Genomic DNA, 17,759 nt, shown 5'->3' on the forward strand with positions numbered 1-17,759 from the left:
CGTAACGTCCGGTTTTACCGTGTCTTCCAGGAGGGCAGCGTGAAGCTCAGGATCGGGGAACTCGCGCGGCGCACGGGACTGACGGTCAGGACCCTGCGGCACTACGACGAGATCGGGCTGCTGACGCCCGGCGAGCGAACTGACTCCGAGCACCGCCTGTACTCCGAGGCCGACCTGCGAACCCTGCAACAGATTCAGAGCCTGAGGGCCATCGGGCTGCCGCTGGGGCAAATCCGGGCCGTCCTGCAAACGCCCGGCCACGATCCCCAGCGGGTCATCGAGGAGCACATCCGGGTGCTGGAGGAGGGGCTGGAACGCCAGCGGGCGCTGCTGGAGCGCCTGAGGCGGCTGGACGTATGCGGGGCAAGCTGGCCCGACCTCCTGGAGGTGATTCGCATGAGTGAGAAGGTGGACAGGATGCTGGAAACGGCCCGCCGCGTGGGCGAGGAGCCCAAGTTCGACGACGAGCAGAAGAAGTACCTGGAGGAGCGGCGCCAGGAAGTCGGCGAGGCCCGCATCAAGGAGGTCGAGGGGGAGTGGCCGCGGCTGATGGCCGAGGTGCTGCGCGAGATGGAGGCCGGGACCCCGGCGACGGACCCGCGCGTCCTCGAACTCGCCCGGCGCTGGCAGGGCCTCGTCGCCGAGTTCACGGGTGGACGGCAGGACATCGGTGGGGCGCTCAATGAGTCGTATCAGCGGAACATGACGCCCGAGATGCAGGCCATGTGGTCCTACATCGGCGAGGCGATGAGGGCGCTGGACGGGACGAAGGGAGCGTAAGCACAACAAGGCCGCCCCGGAGTGCCCGTTGAGGCTCCGGGGCGGCTTCCAGCTTCCCTAGTTCAGCGGCATCTGCCTCGTGGAGCGCAGCAGCCCGCGTTCGGGAAAGCGACGGTCGTAGCGCAGGGCCGTGACCGTCGTGACCTTGCGGGTGTAGTCGTCCTGCCTCGATTCGAGCGAGAGGACGCCGCCGCGCATCTCCAGGCGGGTATCGCCTCCCTCTGGCTTCCGGCCGTCGAAGCGGGCCAGCTCCGTGTCCGTGCCGCAGTCCTCGACGCTCGCCGCCTGCCGCGCCACGGGTCGCAACCGCCCGTCCAGCTTGAGCCAGAGCACATCGGTGGACAGGCCCGCGCCGCACAGGCCCTGCACGTTGCAGCCCGTGTTCGTGCTCACCTGCATCACGACGTACCAGAAGCCCGCCCGCCGCACCTCGTCCAGCACGCGGGCGCGCACGTTGCCCCCGTACTGCTCCCCCGTCGCCCCGTCATAGAGCGGCCCGGTGCAGCCGCTGATGCTGGACTCCAGGTTGAGCACGAACTGGGTCGGCCCCAGGACGAACCGGAAGCGCCCATCGTTCAGGGACGTGACCCGGACGGCGTCCCCCCGGCCCTGCTCGGCGGGCTGGGTGTCGGCCCACGCGGGGGTCCCGGTCAGGGTGAGCAGGACAGCCAAGAGGACACCGGGGCGCATGGCTTCCTCAGTCCAGCACGAGTTGAATGCCGCTCAGTTCATCCACCGGCAGGCCCCAGCGGTTCATCCCGGCGATGAAGGGATCGGGGTCGAACTCCTCGACGTTGTACACGCCGGGCTTCATCCACGTCCCTTGCAGCATCAGCATCGCGCCGATCATGGCGGGCACGCCGGTCGTGTAGCTCACGCCCTGGGCCTGCACCTCGCGGTAGCACTCGGCGTGGTCCTTCACGTTGTAGACGAAGTGGACCTTCTCCCTCCCGTCCTGGCCGATGCCGCGCGCCTGTACGCCGATACAGGTCTGCCCGGTGTAGTTGGCGGCCAGGCTTTCCGGCGCGGGCAGCACCGCCTTCAGGAACTCGATGGGCGCGATCTGTTGCCCCCGGAAGTCGATGGGTTCGATGCTCGTCATGCCCACTGCCTCCAGGACAGTCAGGTGCTTGATGTACTGCTCCCCGAACGTCATCCAGAAGCGGGCGCGCTTGATTGTCGGGAAGTTGACAACCAGCGATTCCAGCTCCTCGTGGTACAGCACGAAGCTCTTGCGGGTCGCCACGTTGGGGTAGTAGATGTCCTGGCTGATCTCGAGGGGCTGTGTTTCGACCCAGTCGCCGTTTTCCCAGTAACGCCCGTTCGCCGTGATCTCGCGGATGTTGATCTCCGGGTTGAAGTTGGTGGCGAACGCCTTGCCGTGGCTGCCGTTGTTGCAGTCCACGATGTCGAGGTAGTGGATTTCCCTGAAGTGGTGCTTGGCGTGGTGCGCGGTAAAGACGTTCGTGGCACCGGGGTCGAAGCCGCAGCCGAGCAGCGCCATCAGGCCCGCCTGCTCGAAGCGCTCGCGGTAGGCCCACTGCCACTTGTACTCGAACTTCGCCACGTCGCGCGGCTCGTAGTTCGCGGTGTCGAGGTAATGCACGCCCGTCTCCAGGCAGGCGTCCATAATCGTGAGGTCCTGGTACGGCAGCGCCACATTGATGACGAGTTCCGGCCCGAACTGGCGGATCAGGGCGGCGAGTTCCGGCACGTTGTCGGCGTCCACGGCGGCGGTCGTGAACTTCGTGCGGCTCTGGGGCATGTGCTCGTGAATCTCCGCGACGATCTTGTCGCACTTGCTCACCGTGCGGCTGGCGAGCAGCACCTCGGTGAACACCTCGTCGTTCTGCGCGCACTTCTTGGCAACGACGTTGCCCACGCCGCCCGCGCCGATAATCATGACCTTGCTCATCGGGGGTCAGTGTACCCCGCTTCCTCATGGGAGCCGGGTCATCCCCGCGTCAGGTTCCCGGCGCACCATGGGGACGAGCGGTTTCTGGTCCCGCTCGCCTCCTCCCTCGCGGGCCGCGCCACCTCCTCCTCCTGGGTGCGGCCCGTTCTGCTGCGCTAGCCTGCTCCCCGTATGCGGACGTTCCTGCTCATCCTGCTGGCCTTCGTGGCAGGCGTACTGGTCTTCGTGGCCGTGCTCTCGTGGCAGGGCCGCGCCGCCCGCGAGTACGGGCGCCAGGCGGCGCAGGCAGCGGCGCGCGGCGGCCTCTCGCCAAACGCGGCCTACGAGGTGAGCTGTCAGGAGGTCCTGAAGCGGAAGCCCCCGAACACCGTGCAGAGCTGCGTCGTGAACGTGAAGGATGGGCGGGCGGTGGCGACCCTGAGGCTGGAGGGGCAGCGGACCTTTCAGGTCTCGCCGTAGGGAAGTTCATGCCAGCATGGGCTGTGCAACAGGCGAAGGGACCGGCGTATACACCCCCTGCCCCCGCGCGGGTCTGGGTACTCCTGGCAAGTGAGGCCAGCACCGCCGTCATTTTCCGCCGAGGCCCTTCCCGTTGGACACGGCTTTACCTGTGGGACACCCGCACGGACACTTTCACGCCCGGTTCATGGTTCGCAGGGCGGCTGTATGAATTGCTGAGCGACCTGTCGCCTGACGGCCAGCATCTCGTGTATGTGGCCCGCAATGAATCCAAGCGGCGCCAGGAGCGGGCGCGCCTAGAACTCGGCGTCAAGCACTTTTACTCCTGGACGGCGGTTTGCACTCCGCCCCGAGTCAAGGCCCTGGGTTTATGGAATGCCAGCGGCAACCTTGTCGCCGGGGGTATTTTCGCGGACAACACGAAGCTGTGGCTCAATCACGACTGGAGGTTGGGCGAAATGGAGACGTTGCGCACCCCTCCAGGTTTGAACGTCGCGTTCAATCCCAAGGGCTCACAGGCCATTTGGATCGAGGCCATGAAGCGCACCGGCTGGCGTGTGACGCAGATACCGGAAGCGGGGGGTTGGGCAAACTTCAAGCCCCCACTGATCTTGCGAAAAAAGGCCCTTGAGCTGCATGTTCTTGGCCGCTGGATGCTTCCCAGCGGCTTTCTTCGGCAATACGTCTGGTGCGGCCCACGGCCTGTGCCGGGACTTGAGGGCGCCTCATGGGCGGACTTCGACCAGCAGGGCCGACTTGTATACGCCCGGGAGGGACGCCTCTACGCGGTCACTTCCGATGGTGCGCGGGAACTGGTGAACCTCAACGACGATCAGCCGCCGGGCCGTCCTCCTGAAGTCGCTTTGGTGGAGACGCGGTAGAACCCTGTCTCGACCCCTGCGCCGCCCGCTTCCCCCGCCGCGCTAGCCTCCTCCCCATGACCACCGACGGCCTGCCCGAGCGTTTCGACGTGATCGTTCACCCTGCCCGCGAGCTTCGGGGGGAACTGCGGGCGCAGCCGAGCAAGAACTACACGACGCGCTACCTGCTCGCGGCGGCGCTGGCCGAGGGGGAGACGCGGGTGGTGGGCGCGGCCACCAGTGAGGATGCGGAGGCCCTGGTGCGCTGCCTGCGCGATTGGGGCGCGGGCGTGGAGCGGGTGGGGGAAGACGTGGTGGTGCGCGGTTTCGGGGCGCATCCCCGGACGGGGGTGACCCTCAACCCGGGCAACGCGGGGGCCGTCGCCCGCTTCCTGATGGGCGTGGCGGCGCTGACCAGCGGGACAACCTTTGTCACCGACTACGCCGACTCGCTGGGGAAGCGGCCACAGGGGGACCTCCTTGAGGCTTTAGAACGGCTTGGCGCGCGGGTGAGCAGCACTAGTGGGCGACTCCCCATCACCATCAGTGGCCCGGTGCGGGGCGGGCTGGTGGAGGTGTCCGCCGAGCGTTCCAGCCAGTACGCCTCCGCCCTGATGTTCCTCGCGCCGCTGCTCCCCGAGGGACTGGACCTGCGCCTCACGGGCGAGATCAAGAGCCACGCGCCACTACGGCAGACGCTGGCGACGCTCGCGGCCTTCGGGGTTCGCGCGAGTGCGAGTGACGACCTTTCCCGCATCTCCATTCCCGGCGGGCAGGCGTACCGGGCGGGCCGCGTCCTCGTACCAGGGGACTATCCGGGGAGTGCGGCCATTCTCGCCGCCGCCGCGATCCTGCCCGGCGAGGTGACGGTGTCGAACCTGCGGGCGGATGATCTCCAGGGCGAGCGCGAGGCGGTGGACGTGCTGCGCGGGATGGGCGCCGACATTGTGCGCGAGGGGGACCGGGTGACGGTGCGGGGCGGACGACCCCTCCATGCGGTGAGGCGCGACGGCGACAGCTTCACCGACGCCGTGCAGGCGCTTACCGCCGCCGCCGCCTTCGCCCACGGCACGACGACCTGGGAGAACGTCGCCACCCTGCGCCTGAAGGAGTGCGACCGCATCAGCGACACCCGCCGCGAACTGGAACGCTTGGGTTTAAGGGCCGGTGAGACGGAGGACAGCCTGAGCGTGACGGGGACGGAGCGCATCGCCGGGGGCAGCACCGCCGACGGGCACGGCGACCACCGCATGATCATGCTGCTGACGCTGCTGGGACTGAGGGCCGACTCGCCCATCCGCATCACCGGGGCGCACCACATCCGCAAGAGCTACCCGCTGTTCTTCCGCCACCTGGAGGGGCTGGGAGCGCGGTTCGAGTATGCGGAGACGGACACGCGCTGAAGCCCCTACGCTGGGGCATGTTTCCCGCCCATGACGCCCCGCTCACGTCGGGACAGCGATTTGTGTTGCTGGTCCTGACGCTCTTTTTCCCGTTCCTGCTGTTCGTCTGGGGGCTGGCCTTCTTCTGGTTCCGAGACACGTATCCGCAGCGGGCGCGGAGCATCGCGGGCGTCGGCCTGACCTTCCTGCAGGGCGTGCTGCTCGTGGCCGTGGTCGTGGTCGCCGTTCAACTGCTGGCGGGCGCCCTCTCGCGTCTCTGACGGCTTCCTCACCCGCCTCCCCGCCCCCTCTCACCGCCGCGTGTTCTCCTGGCCTCATGCTGAAACAAGTGTTGACGGCGGGGGCGCTGGCCCTCGCGGGTGGGGCGCTGGCGCAGACGCCGACCCTCAAGGCGCCGGACGGCTTCCGGGTGACCCTGTTCGCCGAGGGCTTCCAGCAGCCGCGCTTCATGGCGGTGGCCCCCAACGGCGACGTGTTCGTGTCGGACCCCCAGGCGGGTACGGTCACCGTGCTGCCCGACCAGAACGGGGACGGGAAGGCGGACGGCAGGGCGGTCTTCGCCTCCGGCCTGAACCGTCCGCACGGCCTCGCCTTCCATGACGGCTCCCTCTACGTGGCGAACACCGACGGCGTGGTGCGCTTCGCCTACAAGGCAGGGCAGACGAAGGCGAGCGGGGGGCCGCAGAGAATCGTGGACCTTCCGGCAGGCGGTGGGCACTGGACCCGAACTGTCGTGTTTGGCCCGGACGGCAAGATGTACGTGGCGACCGGCAGCAGTTGCAACGTCTGCGAGGAGAGCGACAAGCGCCGCGCCGCCGTGTGGGTCTACGACGCCGACGGCAAGAATGGGAAACCCTACGCGACCGGGCTGCGAAATCCGGTGGGCCTGGAGTGGTACGACGGGGCGCTCTACGCCACCAACAACGGGCGCGACCTGCTGGGTGACGATCTCCCGCCCGAGGGCTTCTACCGCACGAAGGCGGGCGGCTTCTACGGCTGGCCGTACTGCTACACCACCCGGGCCGGGGAGGCGCAGGTGTGGGACAAGGACTTCGGCCGGAAGAGCGCCGCCGTCTGCCAGGACGCCACCCCCGCCTTCGCCCTGACGACCGCCCACTCCGCGCCGCTGGGCCTGGCCTTTTACGACGGCAAAACGTTCCCCAGCGCCTACCGGGGGCAAATGTTCGCGGCCCTCCACGGCTCGTGGAACCGCAGCACCAAGAGCGGCTACAAGGTCGTGACGGTGGACCCGAAGACCGGGAAGGTGACGGACTTCCTGACCGGTTTCCTCAGCGGGCAGCGGGTGCTGGGCCGTCCGGTGGACCTCGTGGTGGCGCGGGACGGGTCGCTGCTGCTGACGGACGACGGGGAGGGGCGGGTCTGGCGCATCCAGTACGTAGGGGAGTGACCCGGGGAAGCGGCCCGACCCCGCCCAGCGCCCGCCCCTCATCCCCCGCGGCGGCCCGGCTCAACCGGCAGGAGGCGGGGCACAGGTGGCCCTGTTTCGCCGCCGCCAAGTCGTAGGAAATCCAGCATTTCGGTGGGGCGGACCTTTTTATGCTGCCCCCATCCGCATGTGACCGAGGAGGACCTATGAAACGCCGCACTGCCCTGACGACCGCCCTGCTTCTGAGTTCAAGCGCCCTGATCTCGATGGCGAGTGCCGCGCCCGGCTCCTGGCGCGGCACGATCTATATGGCCGCCGCCGACTACACGCCCAACTTCCCCGGCGTGAAAAACCAGCTCAAGGTCTTTCAGCAGATCGCCGACGAGTACGAGAAGAAGTACCCCGGCATCAAGATCAAGTTCTACGAGGAACCCATCCCCGACACGAACACCATGATCCGCGTCAAGGCGGCGGCGGGCGAACTCTTCGACATCTACTGGGCGCAGTCCTACAACCTGAACTCCACCCTGCCCAGGGGGGTGGCGACCGATCTCGCGCCCTACTTCAAACAGCCCAACCCCTACATTCCCGGCAACAAGGCCTGGCAGGACGTGATGGACAAGGCCCAGCTCGCCGAGAGCCGCACGCCGCAGGGCCAGATTTACACCCTCAGCGGCGATAAGGTCGTTTACACCATCTTCTACAACAAGAACCTCTTCAAAAAGGCGGGGATCACCAAGGTCCCGACGACCTGGCCCGAACTCATCGCGGCCTCCAAGAAGCTCAAGGCGGCGGGCATCTACCCCATGCACGCGGTCCCGGCCTACCCGTGGTGGAGCCGCCATTTCCTCTCGGACCTGTACTCGAAGGACTACGCGAAGCTCACCGGTTACGACGGCTTGCCCGGTCAGTCGCCGCTTGACGAGGCGGTGGCGATCCACAAGGGCATCCTGACGCCGAAGGACGACCGCTTCATGTCGTGGTGGCCGGTCTTCAAGCAGTTCACCGACACCTGGCCCAAGGACTACCTCGCCGCCGACCCCGGCAAGAACTACGACGCCTTCCAGGACTTCGTGGGGCAGAAGGAAGCGATGCTCTACGAGGGCAGCTACAAGGTCCGCGAGATGCTGGACGCCGGGGTGAAGTTCCCGGTGGGGGCCTTCAACTTCCCGAGGCTCTCCAAGGCCGAGAGCAGGTACGCGACCGGCGTGAACACCGCCAACGCCTATGCGGGCACGGGTGGCTTCCAGTACGCGATGAGCACGCCGCAGTCGAACAAGACCATGCGCGAGAAGGGCAAGACGGAGGCGGTGATCGACTGGATGCGCTTCTTCGGCACGCCGAGAAACCTCCAGCGCCTGACCGCCGAGCAGGGCACCTATGCCCCGACCTGGCCCGGCACGACGGTCAAGCTCGCCCTGAGCAACTTCGACGCGGGGGCGATCACGGCGCAGCTCAAGCTGCCCGAGCGGTCCATCGGGGCGGCGACCGCCACCGCGAATCTGGGCTGGGTGGACATGCAGCGCATCTTCGGGCTGTACCTCAGCGGCAACATCACGCTCGACCAGGCAAAGGCACAGGCGCAGACGGTGCTCGACCGCGCGGCGCAGGATTACGCCCGCAAGAACAAGATCGACCTGTCGAAGTACTGAGGAGGAGCCGGGATGTGTGACCGTCCGTACCTGCTCACGACGCTCAGCCACACCTGGCCCATAGGCCGGGCCGCCTGACCCGCAGGCCGGAAGACGCCCCCGCGCGCCCCTCCGGCCTGCCGCCTTTCTCCCCCGAGGAGTGCCCATGACCGCCCTGCCCGGTTTCCGTTCCGGTTCCGCCGCCTCCCGCAGCGTCCTGACGCGGCTGCGCCGGAACTGGCCCGCCTACCTCTTCCTGCTGCCGACCCTGCTGCTGGTGGGGTACTTCGCCTATTACCCGGCTTACATCGCCGTGACCCGCGCCTTTACCGACTGGGACGGCCTGAACACGCCCAACTTCACCGGGCTGGACAACTTCCGGCGGGCGGTGACCGACCCCGTGATGGGCGAGGCGACGAAGAACATGGGCATCTGGGTGGTGCTGGGGACCCTGCTCGCCCTCGTGATGCCGCTGATCGTCGCCGAGCTGGTCTTTCACCTGAGGGGGCGGCGGCGGCAGTACGCCTACCGCACCCTGTTCGTCATCCCCATCGTGATTCCGTCCCTGGTGCTGCTGCTCGTGTGGGGCGACTTCTACCGCAGTGACGGGCTGCTCAATCAGCTTCTGGGCGCCGTCGGCCTGGGCGGGCTGCGGCACGAGTGGCTCGGCGATCCCCACACGGCGCTGTACGCGCTGATCTTCCTGGGGTTCCCCTACATCGACGCCTTCAACTTCCTGCTGCTGTACGCGGGGCTCCAGGCCATCCCCGAGGACGTGTTCGACGCGGCCAAGATCGACGGGGCGACGGGGCTGCGGCGGGTGCTGCGGGTGGACCTGCCCCTGCTGCGTCCCCAACTGGGCCTCATCGCCATGCTGGCGATCATCGGGAACGTGCAGTACTACATCAGCCCGCTCGTGCTGACCTCGGGCGGCCCGGGCTACGCGACCACGGTGCCCGCGCTGCTGATGTTCCAGACGGCGAGGCGGGACGGTGACTTCGGCTACGCGATGGCGATTGCCTTCCTGCTGATGCTGCTGGTGGTCGTGCTGACGCTGCTCTCGCGCCTGATCAGCCGGGGGAACCGGTGAGGGGGACCGTGAGGGGCGGCGTGGGGCGTACGGGTTTTACGGCGGGCGAGGTCGTGCGGCAGGCCATTCTCATCGCCCTGGGGCTGCTGGCCCTCTTTCCGCTGTACTTCACGACCGTCAACTCCTTCAAGGACCGGGTGCAGTACGCCGAGAACCTCCTCAACGTCCCCACCCGGCTGCATCCCGAGAATTATGCGCTCGCCTGGGCCCAGGTTCAGGGCCCGCTCGTCAACTCGGTGGTCGTCACCGTGACGAGCGTGCTGGCAACGCTGATCCTGGCCTCGCTGAGCGCCTACGCCTTCGCGCTGATGGACTTTCCGGGGCGGCACCTGCTGTTCGCCCTGACCTTCGCCCTGCTGCTCGTGCCCGACTTCCTGACGCTGATCCCGCTGTACGTGCAGATTCGCAACCTGACGCTGCCCAGCAACTACCTGGCGATCATCCTGCCCACGGTCGCGGTCGGCCAGCCCTTCGCCATCCTGGTGCTGCGGGCGGCGTTCGAGGCGATTCCCCGTGACATGCTGGAGGCCGCGCGGCTGGACGGCGCCGGGCACCTGCAACTGCTGCGCCGCATCGTGCTGCCGATCAGCCTGCCCGTGCTGATCTCGGTGGCGATCATCCGCCTCGTGCCGGTGTGGAACGAGTATCTGCTCCCCTCGCTCGTGCTCGACGAGGCGCACCGCACCCTGCCCGTCGCGCTCGTCAACTTCCAGGGGGGCGGGGCGGCCACGGCGGTCACGCCCAATTACGGCGCCCTGATGGCCTCCTACGTGCTCGCGGCGGTGCCCCTGCTCGTGCTCTTCGCCTTCCTGATGCGCTACTACATCCAGGGCGTGACGAGCGGCGGGGTGAAGGGGTAGGCGTCGAATGCGGGAGCAAGGGGCGGGGAGTTGTCGGTATCTCCCCGCCCCTCCTCCTTGCCTCCCTCACTCCCGGACGAGGACCACCGCGCCCCGGGCCGGAACTTCCACCCGCGTCCCCTCCGTTAGTTCAATGTGGGAGCCCGTCAGCGCGTTGCAGTAACGTCCAGGCTTCACGCGGCTCAGGGGCAGATGGGCGGGCGTGAGGCCCGTGTTGATCGCAACGTGAGCGTCGCCGCTTTCATGTTCGCGCACGTACACCAGTTCGTCCCCCCCGGCGTGGGTGATGTGGAACTCCCCACGGCGCAGGGCGGGGGTGGCGTGGCGGGCCTTCGTCAGCCGTTGCAGCAAGCCCAGCGTCTCGCAGTCCCAGCTCGCCTCGTCCTGCCAGGGGAACGCGCGGCGGCAGTCAGGGTCGTGCCCACCGGGCAGGCCCACTTCGTCGCCGTAGTAGATGCACGGCGCGCCCACGTAGGTCATCTGAAAGACGGAGGCGAGGCGAAAGGCCGTCGCGTCCCCCCCCGCCGCCGTCAGGAAACGGGCCGTGTCGTGCGAGTCGAGGAGGTTGAGCTGCGCCCGGACGATCTCGGGGTGGTACAGCCGGGTGACCTCCTCCATCCGGCGGGCGAAAGTGGCGGCGTCCATGGGCTCGATGTGCCCCAGGCCGCTGTACTCGTTCGCGGCCTGTTGGAGGGTGCGTGCCCCGAAGAAGGCCAGGCAGGGCCGGGTGAAGTGGTAGTTCATCACGGCGTCGAACTGGTCCCCTTGCAGCCAGCGGTGCGCGTCGCCCCAGAGTTCGCCCACGATGTAAGCCTCAGGATTTACGGCCTTCACCCGGCGGCGGAACTCGCGCCAGAACTCGTCGTCGTCGATCTCGTTGGGCACGTCCAGCCGCCAGCCGTCGATCCCGAAGCGCATCCAGTACTCGCCCACGTCCCACAGGAACTCACGCACGGCGGGGGTGGACGTGTTGAACTTGGGCAGCGCGCGGATGCCCCACCAGGCGTGGTAGTTCGCGGGTCCCGCGTCGTCGTAGGCGTGCAGCGGCCAGCCCGAGACGTGGAACCAGTCGCGGTAGGCGCTCGCCTCGCCCTGCTCCAAGAGGTCATTGAACTGGAAAAAGCCCCGGCTGGCATGGTTGAACACCCCGTCCAGCACGATGCGGATGCCCCGTTCGTGCGCCGCGTCAATGAGCGCCCGCAGCGCCTCGTTCCCGCCCAGCATGGGGTCCACCCGGTAGTAGTCGTGCGTGTGGTAGCGGTGGTTGGAGGCCGACTGGAACACCGGGCAGAAGTAGATGGCGCTGACCCCGAGCGCCGCGATGTGGTCCAGTTTTTCCGTCACCCCCCACAGGTCGCCGCCCATGTACCCGTGAACCTGCGGCGGGCTGCCCCACGGCTGGAGGTTCAGGCCCGTCACGCGCCCGCTGCGGGCGAAGCGGTCGGGGAAGATCTGGTAGAAGACGGCGTCCTTGACCCATTCGGGCGTGGTGGGGTGCGGCTGCTCGGAGGGCGACATGCCCGGCCAGGATAGCCGGGCGACCGCTACAAGAAAATCAAAGGTGCGGCGGCCCGCTGGAAGAAGCCGCGTCCTCCCGCCCGAGCAACAAGGCCCGCGCCTCCTCCGCCGTCCGCACCTCGCCCAGCGCCTGCGCCTCCGCCACGGCCCGTAGCGCCTCCCCGACGGCGGGACCGGGGGGAATGTCCAGCAGGGCCATCACGTCCTCACCGGTGAGCAGGGGACGGGGGGCGGCGGGCTGCTCCTCCAGCGCCCCGAGCACCCGGTCCATCGCGCGGGCGTAGGCGTGCCGGATGGCAGGGTGGCTCTGCGGCCCCCGCGCGGCCTCGCGGTCGGCGAGCATCACGCGCAGCAGGTCGGGCAGCAACTCGCGGCGGCGGTGGACGAAGCGCCGGGCCTCCCGCTCGCCCGCCGGGAGGGGCGCCATGTGCGCCCGGACCAGGGCGGCGGCCCGCTCCACCTCCGCCGAGGGCAGGCGCAGGCGCGTCAGGATGGCCTTCGTCAGCGCCGCGCCGATCCTGTCGTGCTCGTAGAAGGTGGTGCGCCCCGACTTCGGGTTCACCCCCCGGGCGCGCGGCTTGCCCACGTCGTGCAGCAGGGTGGCCCAGCGCAGCGGCAGGCCAGCGTCGGGAAAGCGGGCCAGGAGCTGGTGCAGCGCCTCCACCCCGTGCGCGAACACGTCGAGGTGGTGAAAGCCGCCCTGGGTGACGCCGATGCCCTCGCGCAACTCGGGAAGGGTGAGGGCGAGCAGGCCCAGCTCCTCCAGGCGCCAGATGCCCCGCGCCGCGTCGGGATGGCTGAGCAGGGCATGCAGCTCGTCACGTATCCGTTCGGGTGCGGGCATGGGCAGCAGGCCTGCCGAAAGCTCAGCCGCGACCCGCCGGACCGCCGCCTCCGTCGCCGCCTCCAGCCGAAAGCCCAGCGTGACCTCGAAACGAGCCGCCCGCCACGCCCGCAGGGGGTCGTCCCGCAGATTCGCCTCCGAGACCATCCGCAGCCGCCGTGCGCGCAGGTCAGCCTGCCCGCCGGTGGGGTCGAGAACCTGCCGATCTGCCATGAGCGCCAGCGCGTTCACGGTGAAGTCGCGCCGGAGCAGATCGTCCATCACATCCCCCGGCAGGGGCACGAAATCGTGCTGCACCCCCTCCGGCAGGTGAACCCGCCAGTAGCCGCGCTCCTCGTCGAGCGGGAAGGCCGCCCCGCCCTGCCGGGCTGCCACCTCCCGGGCCGCCGCCTCCGGGTCCGGCACCGCCCAGTCGAAGTCCTTGGGCCGCACCCCCCGCAGCCAGTCGCGCGCCCCGCCGCCAACGAGCAGGGCGCCGGGCGGAAAGGCGGGCAGGGGAGGGCGGCGGCGGAACATGGGGGACATGCTAGCGGGGCAGCCCCGGCAGGACTGTCGGCGTGTTGGCCTAAGCCTTGCCTCCCCGGGCCGCACCTGCTAGCCTGAGCGCCGCCGGGGGGTTTAGCTCAGCGGGAGAGCGGGGTCTTTGCAAGGCTCAGGTCGAGAGTTCGAATCTCTCAACCTCCACCATCAAACAGAAGGGCCGCGATTGCCGTGGCCCTTTTTGTATTTGCTGTGGTCTCGGCATATGTTGGACGGCGTAGAGTAGGTCATGTTGCGGAAGTGTTTGAAATGTGGGCGCGAATTTGATGCGCCCCTCCGTGAAGTGAATCGGGGATACGGCAAGTTCTGTTCCAGAGCGTGTTCGGCTCAGCATCAGTGGCGTGACCCCATACCAAAAGAGCCTAACTGCTCCTGTGCATACTGCGGTGCGGCGTTTTACCGCATGAGGTCCAAGCGGGCAGCGAGCAGGAGTGGGCTGATGTTCTGCAATAGAACATGCAAGGAGAAGGCTCAATCCCTGGAATCGGGAGTCCTTGAGATCAGCCGGTACGGGGATGGGAGTCATCACTACCGCCAGATTGCCCTGCGTGGACGTGAGGCGAAATGCGAGCTTTGCGGGTACAGCGCCGTGCCTGGAGTGCTGGAGGTCCACCATATAGACCGCGACCGCACCAACAACCATCCCAGCAACTTGCAGGTCCTATGTCCCACCTGTCACGCGGTCCAGCACTTCACGACGAGAACGGGGAAGTTCGCCCCGAAGCAGACGATGCGGACACGGGTGGCTGCCTCTCCGAACATCGCCTGAGGCTCCACCAAACAGGACGAGCATCGCACCCGGTCCAGGCCGGGTGTTCGTCTGTTTGCCCGGCCTCCCTCGACCCGGCCCCTTGTGCGCCCCCCAATCTGTGCGCCAATTCAAGGTTTTCCCAGGAGAAAAGCCTAGAGTGGGTTACGCCCTTTTCCCCACTCCCCAGGAGGTTGGCGTGACCGCTTCAGAACGTCGGTTCCGAGCGTTTTTCCCTCATCCCCGGGTGTCCCCATGAACCCCCTGCTCGCCCTGCTGGCGTTCGGCGGGCTCGCGGTGGGCTTCGTGGCGGGCCGCCAGAGCGCGCCTGCTCCCGCCACGGGTGCCCACACCCCCAGCGCGTTCCTGCGCCCCATTCCGGTTCAGGCGACCCAGGCCCCGGACGACCCCCGCGAGCTGATCCCGCTCGTCCCCGGGCCGAACAGTGGGCCTGAGCAGGGCCAGCGCCCCGGTCCCCAGCAACCCGGCCAGGCGCCGGGACAAGGAGAGTGCAACGTGCTGATGTTCAAGGACGGGCAGATGTACCGCCTCCAGCCCGGCACCCAGCCCCCCGGCAACGGCCAGCCGGGCGGCGACAACGAGCTGATCCCGCTGCAACCCTTCAACCAGCCCGCCCCGCAGCCCGAGCAGCCCGCGCCCGCCCAGCCGGAGCTGAGGGTCTGATGACGGGCCCCGCTCCCCTGACCCCGCTCCCGCCCCAGGCGGTGATCGACGCCTCCGCGCGGCTGCGAACGCTGCTGTTCGAGGTCAAGAAAGTTATCGTCGGGCAGGATCTGCTGCTCGAACGCCTGCTTGTCGCCCTGCTCGCCCGCGGACACGTGCTCGTGGAGGGCGTGCCGGGCCTCGCCAAGACGCTGGCGATCCACACGACCGCGCAGGCCATCGGGGCGTCCTTCCGGCGCATCCAGTTCACGCCGGACCTCGTGCCCGCCGACCTGATCGGCACCCGCATCTACAACCAGAAGACGGGCGCGTTCGAGGTCGAACTCGGCCCGGTGGTCGCCAACCTGATCCTGGCCGACGAGATCAACCGCGCGCCCGCCAAGATCCAGTCCGCGCTGCTGGAGGCCATGCAGGAGCGCCAGGTCACCATCGGGTCGCAGACCTTCCCGCTGCCCGACCCCTTCCTGGTGCTCGCCACGCAAAACCCCATCGAGTCGGAGGGAACCTACTTCCTGCCGGAGGCGCAGGTCGACCGCTTCATGTTCAAGGTCATCGTGAGCTACCCCGGCTTCCACGAGGAGATGACGGTCGTTGAGCGCGTCTCGCACAAGTTCGAGCCCATCAACGTGCAGCTTTCCAGCGAGGAACTGCGCGGGATGCAGCGGATGGCCGATCAGGTCTATGTCCACCCCTCGGTCGTGGAGTACGCGGTGACGCTGGCCCGCGCGACCCGCGACCCGGCGAGCGTCGGCCTGTCCGAGCTCAGGCGTTCGGTCGTCTACGGGGCCAGCCCGCGCGCCAGCGTGAACCTGATCCTGGGGGCCAAGGCGCTCGCCATCGTGCGGGGGCGCGAGTACGCCCTGCCCGAGGACGTGCGCGACCTCGCCCCCGAGGTGCTGCGCCACCGCATCATGCTCTCGTACGAGGGGCTGGCGGAGGAGGTGCGGCTGGAGGAGTTGGTCGGGCGCCTGATCGCCGCCGTGCCGCTGCCGCGCGTTCACCTGGGCGACCCGCACGGCGCCGCCCCGCCGGTGGTGACCCGCGATGAGCCTGCTTAGACGCCGCCGGGGGGTGACCGCGCCGCCCCCCGCTCCCACCCCGGCCCGCCCCCCGACCGAGCGGCCCGCCCAGCTCCTGCGGCGGCTGGAGTTCGGGGTGGTGCGGCGGCTGGACGGGGTGCTCTTCGGCGACTACCGCGGCCTCTTCTACGGCCCCAGCCTGGATCTGGCCGAGGTGCGCGAGTACCAGCCCGGCGACGAGGTGCGGCGGATCGACTGGAACGTGACCGCCCGAAGTGGCCGCCTGCACGTCCGCCAGTACCGCGAGGAGCGCGAGCTGACCGCCTGGCTGGTCATCGACACCTCAGCCTCGATGGACTTCGGCACCCGGCGGGTCCTCAAACGGGACCTGGCGAAGGAGTTCGCGGGGCTGGCGGCCCTCGTCATCGCCCGGCACGGGGACAAGGTTGGGGCGATCACCTTCGGCCCCCGGGCGGGCTTTACCCCACCGCGGGGCGGGCGGGCGCAGGCGCTCGCGGTCCTTGGCCTGCTGTCCCGCGAGACGCCGGGCGGCCCAGAGACTCATCGCAGCGCTGACCTCGCCGAGGCCCTCACGGCGGTCGAGCGCACCCTGCGGCGGCGGTCGCTGGTGTTCGTGGTGTCGGATTTCCTGGAGGAGGCCTCGCGTGGCCCGGGGAGCTGGACCACGGCCCTGGGGCGGCTGGCGCAGCGGCACGACGTGGTCGCGGTGCGCGTGTCGGACCCCGCCGAGCGGGTGCTCCCCGACGTGGGGGGGCTGCGGCTGCGGGACCCGGAAACGGGGGGGGAGCTGTGGCTCGACACCTCCGACCCGGGGGTGCGGGCCGCCCATGCCCGGCTGGTGGCCCAGCGCGACGGGGCGCTGCGGCGGGCGCTGACCTCCGTGCAGGTGGACCTGCTCGACCTGGGGACCGAGCGTGACCCGGTCGGTCCCCTGCTGCGCTTCACGGCGGCGAGACGGGGGAGGCGCACATGACCCTGACCTATCCGGCCCTGCTGTGGCTGTTGCTGCTCGTGCCGCTGGCAGTGTGGGGGCTGTGGCGGGCCGCGCGGCGGCGGGAGCAGCGGGCGCGGGCGTATGCCGACGCGCACCTGCTGGGCTCGGTGCTGCGGGGTGGGGCGGCGGGGCGCTCCCGGTGGCCGCTCGCCCTGCAACTCGGCGCGCTCACCCTGCTGCTGCTCGCCGCCGCCCAGCCCGTCGCCACCCTGCGGTTGCCCACCAACCAGGCCTCGGTGATGATCGCCCTCGACGCCTCGCGCTCCATGCTCGCCGACGATGTCAAACCCACCCGGCTGGAGGCGGCCCGCGAGGTGGCGCGCGAGTTCCTGCGGCTGGCCCCGTCCACCACCCGCATCGGGTTCCTGACCTTTTCCGACCGCGCCTCGGTGCTCGTGCCGCCCACCACCGACCGCCAGGAGGTGCTCGACGCGCTGAACCGGGTCAAACCCGCCCAGGCCACCTCCTTCGCGGGGGCGCTGGTGAGCGGCGTGCGGGCGCTGCCGGGGCGCGAGAAGGTCGTGCCGCCCCGCGAGCTGCTCGAACTGCCGCCCCAGGCGGGAGCCGCGCCGGGCACCGCGCCGGTGGACCCGGACACGCTCCCGCCGGGCGCGATCCTGCTCCTCTCGGACGGCATCTCGAACCGGGGGGCCAACCCGCTCCTCGCCGCTCGCTTCGCCTCGGACCAGCGGGTCAAGCTGTACGCGGTCGCCATCGGGCAGGAGGGCGGGGCGGTCAGCCAGGTGCAGGGGCAACTCGTGTTCGTGCCCTTCGATACCCGCGAGCTGTCCCGCCTCGCCGACCTGACGGGCGGGCAGTTCCTCTCCCCGCCCGACCCCGAGCGGCTGCGCGAGCTGTACCGCGATCTGGGCACGGCGGTGCGCTGGTCGCCGGGCAACCTGGGCCTCGCCGCCCCGCTGGCTGGCCTCGCCGCCGCGCTGCTGCTGCTGGGCGGCGGGCTGGCGCTGGGCTGGCAGCGGAGGGTGCCTTGAACGTGTCTCAGGAG

Annotated in this window: 18 protein-coding genes and 1 tRNA gene; 15 read left to right on the plus strand and 4 right to left on the minus strand. The window is 69.1% G+C overall.

Going from position 1 to position 17,759, the window contains the following annotated elements; translation table 11 throughout:
- Positions 1–39 precede the first annotated feature (39 nt).
- Positions 40–780, plus strand: a complete 741-nt coding sequence (locus DAERI_RS19220; protein ID WP_103131064.1) for a MerR family transcriptional regulator — start codon at positions 40–42, stop codon at positions 778–780.
- A gap of 57 nt (positions 781–837) precedes the next feature.
- Here DAERI_RS19220 and DAERI_RS19225 read toward each other — a convergent pair whose 3' ends face one another.
- Together DAERI_RS19225 and DAERI_RS19230 are read right to left on the minus strand one after the other, a co-directional pair.
- Positions 838–1,470, minus strand: a complete 633-nt coding sequence (locus DAERI_RS19225; RefSeq protein WP_103131065.1) for a hypothetical protein — start codon at positions 1,468–1,470, stop codon at positions 838–840.
- A gap of 7 nt (positions 1,471–1,477) precedes the next feature.
- Complete coding sequence (locus DAERI_RS19230) at positions 1,478–2,695, minus strand: saccharopine dehydrogenase family protein (protein WP_103131066.1); 1,218 nt, start codon at positions 2,693–2,695, stop codon at positions 1,478–1,480.
- Positions 2,696–2,866: 171 nt separating this feature from the next.
- Between DAERI_RS19230 and DAERI_RS19235 the strand changes: the two genes are divergently transcribed.
- The 8 genes from DAERI_RS19235 (at position 2,867) to DAERI_RS19265 (ending at position 10,385) form a co-directional block, all read left to right on the plus strand.
- A complete protein-coding gene (locus DAERI_RS19235) occupies positions 2,867–3,154 on the plus strand; it encodes a hypothetical protein (protein WP_103131067.1) in 288 nt (95 codons plus the stop codon).
- Positions 3,155–3,366: 212 nt separating this feature from the next.
- On the plus strand, positions 3,367–4,035 hold the full coding sequence (locus tag DAERI_RS22140) for a hypothetical protein (RefSeq protein WP_133162079.1): 669 nt from the start codon (positions 3,367–3,369) through the stop codon (positions 4,033–4,035).
- A gap of 56 nt (positions 4,036–4,091) precedes the next feature.
- Positions 4,092–5,417 (plus strand): 3-phosphoshikimate 1-carboxyvinyltransferase, encoded by a 1,326-nt coding sequence (gene aroA, locus DAERI_RS19240; RefSeq protein WP_103131068.1) that lies wholly within the window; start codon positions 4,092–4,094, stop codon positions 5,415–5,417.
- Positions 5,418–5,434: 17 nt separating this feature from the next.
- Positions 5,435–5,677 carry a hypothetical protein gene (locus DAERI_RS19245; RefSeq protein ID WP_103131069.1) on the plus strand — a complete coding sequence of 81 codons (243 nt, stop codon included), beginning with the start codon at positions 5,435–5,437 and terminating at the stop codon, positions 5,675–5,677.
- A 56-nt stretch (positions 5,678–5,733) separates the two neighbouring features.
- The gene (locus DAERI_RS19250) at positions 5,734–6,825 is read left to right on the plus strand and encodes a PQQ-dependent sugar dehydrogenase (RefSeq protein WP_103131070.1); all 1,092 of its coding nucleotides are present in this window, start codon (positions 5,734–5,736) and stop codon (positions 6,823–6,825) included.
- 185 nt (positions 6,826–7,010) lie between these two features.
- Positions 7,011–8,456 carry an extracellular solute-binding protein gene (locus DAERI_RS19255; protein WP_103131071.1) on the plus strand — a complete coding sequence of 482 codons (1,446 nt, stop codon included), beginning with the start codon at positions 7,011–7,013 and terminating at the stop codon, positions 8,454–8,456.
- Between the two features lie 145 nt (positions 8,457–8,601).
- Complete coding sequence (locus DAERI_RS19260) at positions 8,602–9,525, plus strand: carbohydrate ABC transporter permease (protein WP_103131072.1); 924 nt, start codon at positions 8,602–8,604, stop codon at positions 9,523–9,525.
- Positions 9,526–9,545: 20 nt separating this feature from the next.
- Entirely contained in the window at positions 9,546–10,385 is an 840-nt protein-coding gene (locus DAERI_RS19265; protein ID WP_103131073.1) for a carbohydrate ABC transporter permease, read from the plus strand.
- A 66-nt stretch (positions 10,386–10,451) separates the two neighbouring features.
- Here DAERI_RS19265 and DAERI_RS19270 read toward each other — a convergent pair whose 3' ends face one another.
- Complete coding sequence (locus tag DAERI_RS19270) at positions 10,452–11,903, minus strand: glycoside hydrolase family 13 protein (protein ID WP_103131074.1); 1,452 nt, start codon at positions 11,901–11,903, stop codon at positions 10,452–10,454.
- Positions 11,904–11,940: 37 nt separating this feature from the next.
- Entirely contained in the window at positions 11,941–13,263 is a 1,323-nt protein-coding gene (locus DAERI_RS19275) for a CCA tRNA nucleotidyltransferase (RefSeq protein ID WP_103131075.1), read from the minus strand.
- A gap of 96 nt (positions 13,264–13,359) precedes the next feature.
- On the opposite strand from DAERI_RS19275, the gene DAERI_RS19280 reads away from it, so the two are divergent.
- The 6 genes from DAERI_RS19280 to DAERI_RS19305 all read left to right on the plus strand — a co-directional run bounded on the left by DAERI_RS19280 (position 13,360) and on the right by DAERI_RS19305 (position 17,745).
- Positions 13,360–13,434, plus strand: a tRNA-Ala gene (locus DAERI_RS19280).
- Between the two features lie 292 nt (positions 13,435–13,726).
- Complete coding sequence (locus tag DAERI_RS23350) at positions 13,727–14,056, plus strand: HNH endonuclease signature motif containing protein (protein ID WP_369689482.1); 330 nt, start codon at positions 13,727–13,729, stop codon at positions 14,054–14,056.
- A 234-nt stretch (positions 14,057–14,290) separates the two neighbouring features.
- Positions 14,291–14,719: a hypothetical protein gene (locus DAERI_RS19290; RefSeq protein WP_103131077.1), complete on the plus strand. Its 429-nt coding sequence runs from the start codon at positions 14,291–14,293 to the stop codon at positions 14,717–14,719.
- Positions 14,719–15,777, plus strand: a complete 1,059-nt coding sequence (locus tag DAERI_RS19295; RefSeq protein ID WP_103131078.1) for an AAA family ATPase — start codon at positions 14,719–14,721, stop codon at positions 15,775–15,777. The genes DAERI_RS19290 and DAERI_RS19295 overlap by 1 nt, the downstream gene beginning before the upstream one ends.
- Positions 15,764–16,732 carry a DUF58 domain-containing protein gene (locus DAERI_RS19300; protein WP_103131079.1) on the plus strand — a complete coding sequence of 323 codons (969 nt, stop codon included), beginning with the start codon at positions 15,764–15,766 and terminating at the stop codon, positions 16,730–16,732. The genes DAERI_RS19295 and DAERI_RS19300 overlap by 14 nt, the downstream gene beginning before the upstream one ends.
- Positions 16,729–17,745, plus strand: coding sequence for a VWA domain-containing protein (locus tag DAERI_RS19305; protein ID WP_103131080.1), 1,017 nt, complete (start codon positions 16,729–16,731; stop codon positions 17,743–17,745). The genes DAERI_RS19300 and DAERI_RS19305 overlap by 4 nt, the downstream gene beginning before the upstream one ends.
- Positions 17,746–17,759 lie beyond the last annotated feature (14 nt).

Source organism: Deinococcus aerius, assembly GCF_002897375.1.
Taxonomy (GTDB): Bacteria; Deinococcota; Deinococci; order Deinococcales; family Deinococcaceae; genus Deinococcus; species Deinococcus aerius.

Excerpts from the sequence above, each read along its gene's own strand:
- DAERI_RS19230 (WP_103131066.1), bottom strand. The coding sequence starts at position 2,695 with ATGAGCAAGGTCATGATTATCGGCGCGGGCGGCGTGGGCAACGTCGTT.
- DAERI_RS19250 (WP_103131070.1), top strand. The coding sequence starts at position 5,734 with ATGCTGAAACAAGTGTTGACGGCGGGGGCGCTGGCCCTCGCGGGTGGG.
- DAERI_RS19260 (WP_103131072.1), top strand. The coding sequence starts at position 8,602 with ATGACCGCCCTGCCCGGTTTCCGTTCCGGTTCCGCCGCCTCCCGCAGC.
- DAERI_RS19275 (WP_103131075.1), bottom strand. The coding sequence starts at position 13,263 with ATGTTCCGCCGCCGCCCTCCCCTGCCCGCCTTTCCGCCCGGCGCCCTG.
- DAERI_RS19305 (WP_103131080.1), top strand. The coding sequence starts at position 16,729 with ATGACCCTGACCTATCCGGCCCTGCTGTGGCTGTTGCTGCTCGTGCCG.
- DAERI_RS19255 (WP_103131071.1), top strand. The coding sequence starts at position 7,011 with ATGAAACGCCGCACTGCCCTGACGACCGCCCTGCTTCTGAGTTCAAGC.
- DAERI_RS19245 (WP_103131069.1), top strand. The coding sequence starts at position 5,435 with ATGTTTCCCGCCCATGACGCCCCGCTCACGTCGGGACAGCGATTTGTG.
- DAERI_RS19290 (WP_103131077.1), top strand. The coding sequence starts at position 14,291 with ATGAACCCCCTGCTCGCCCTGCTGGCGTTCGGCGGGCTCGCGGTGGGC.
- DAERI_RS19295 (WP_103131078.1), top strand. The coding sequence starts at position 14,719 with ATGACGGGCCCCGCTCCCCTGACCCCGCTCCCGCCCCAGGCGGTGATC.
- DAERI_RS19225 (WP_103131065.1), bottom strand. The coding sequence starts at position 1,470 with ATGCGCCCCGGTGTCCTCTTGGCTGTCCTGCTCACCCTGACCGGGACC.
- aroA (WP_103131068.1), top strand. The coding sequence starts at position 4,092 with ATGACCACCGACGGCCTGCCCGAGCGTTTCGACGTGATCGTTCACCCT.
- DAERI_RS19270 (WP_103131074.1), bottom strand. The coding sequence starts at position 11,903 with ATGTCGCCCTCCGAGCAGCCGCACCCCACCACGCCCGAATGGGTCAAG.
- DAERI_RS19235 (WP_103131067.1), top strand. The coding sequence starts at position 2,867 with ATGCGGACGTTCCTGCTCATCCTGCTGGCCTTCGTGGCAGGCGTACTG.
- DAERI_RS19300 (WP_103131079.1), top strand. The coding sequence starts at position 15,764 with ATGAGCCTGCTTAGACGCCGCCGGGGGGTGACCGCGCCGCCCCCCGCT.
- DAERI_RS23350 (WP_369689482.1), top strand. The coding sequence starts at position 13,727 with ATGTTCTGCAATAGAACATGCAAGGAGAAGGCTCAATCCCTGGAATCG.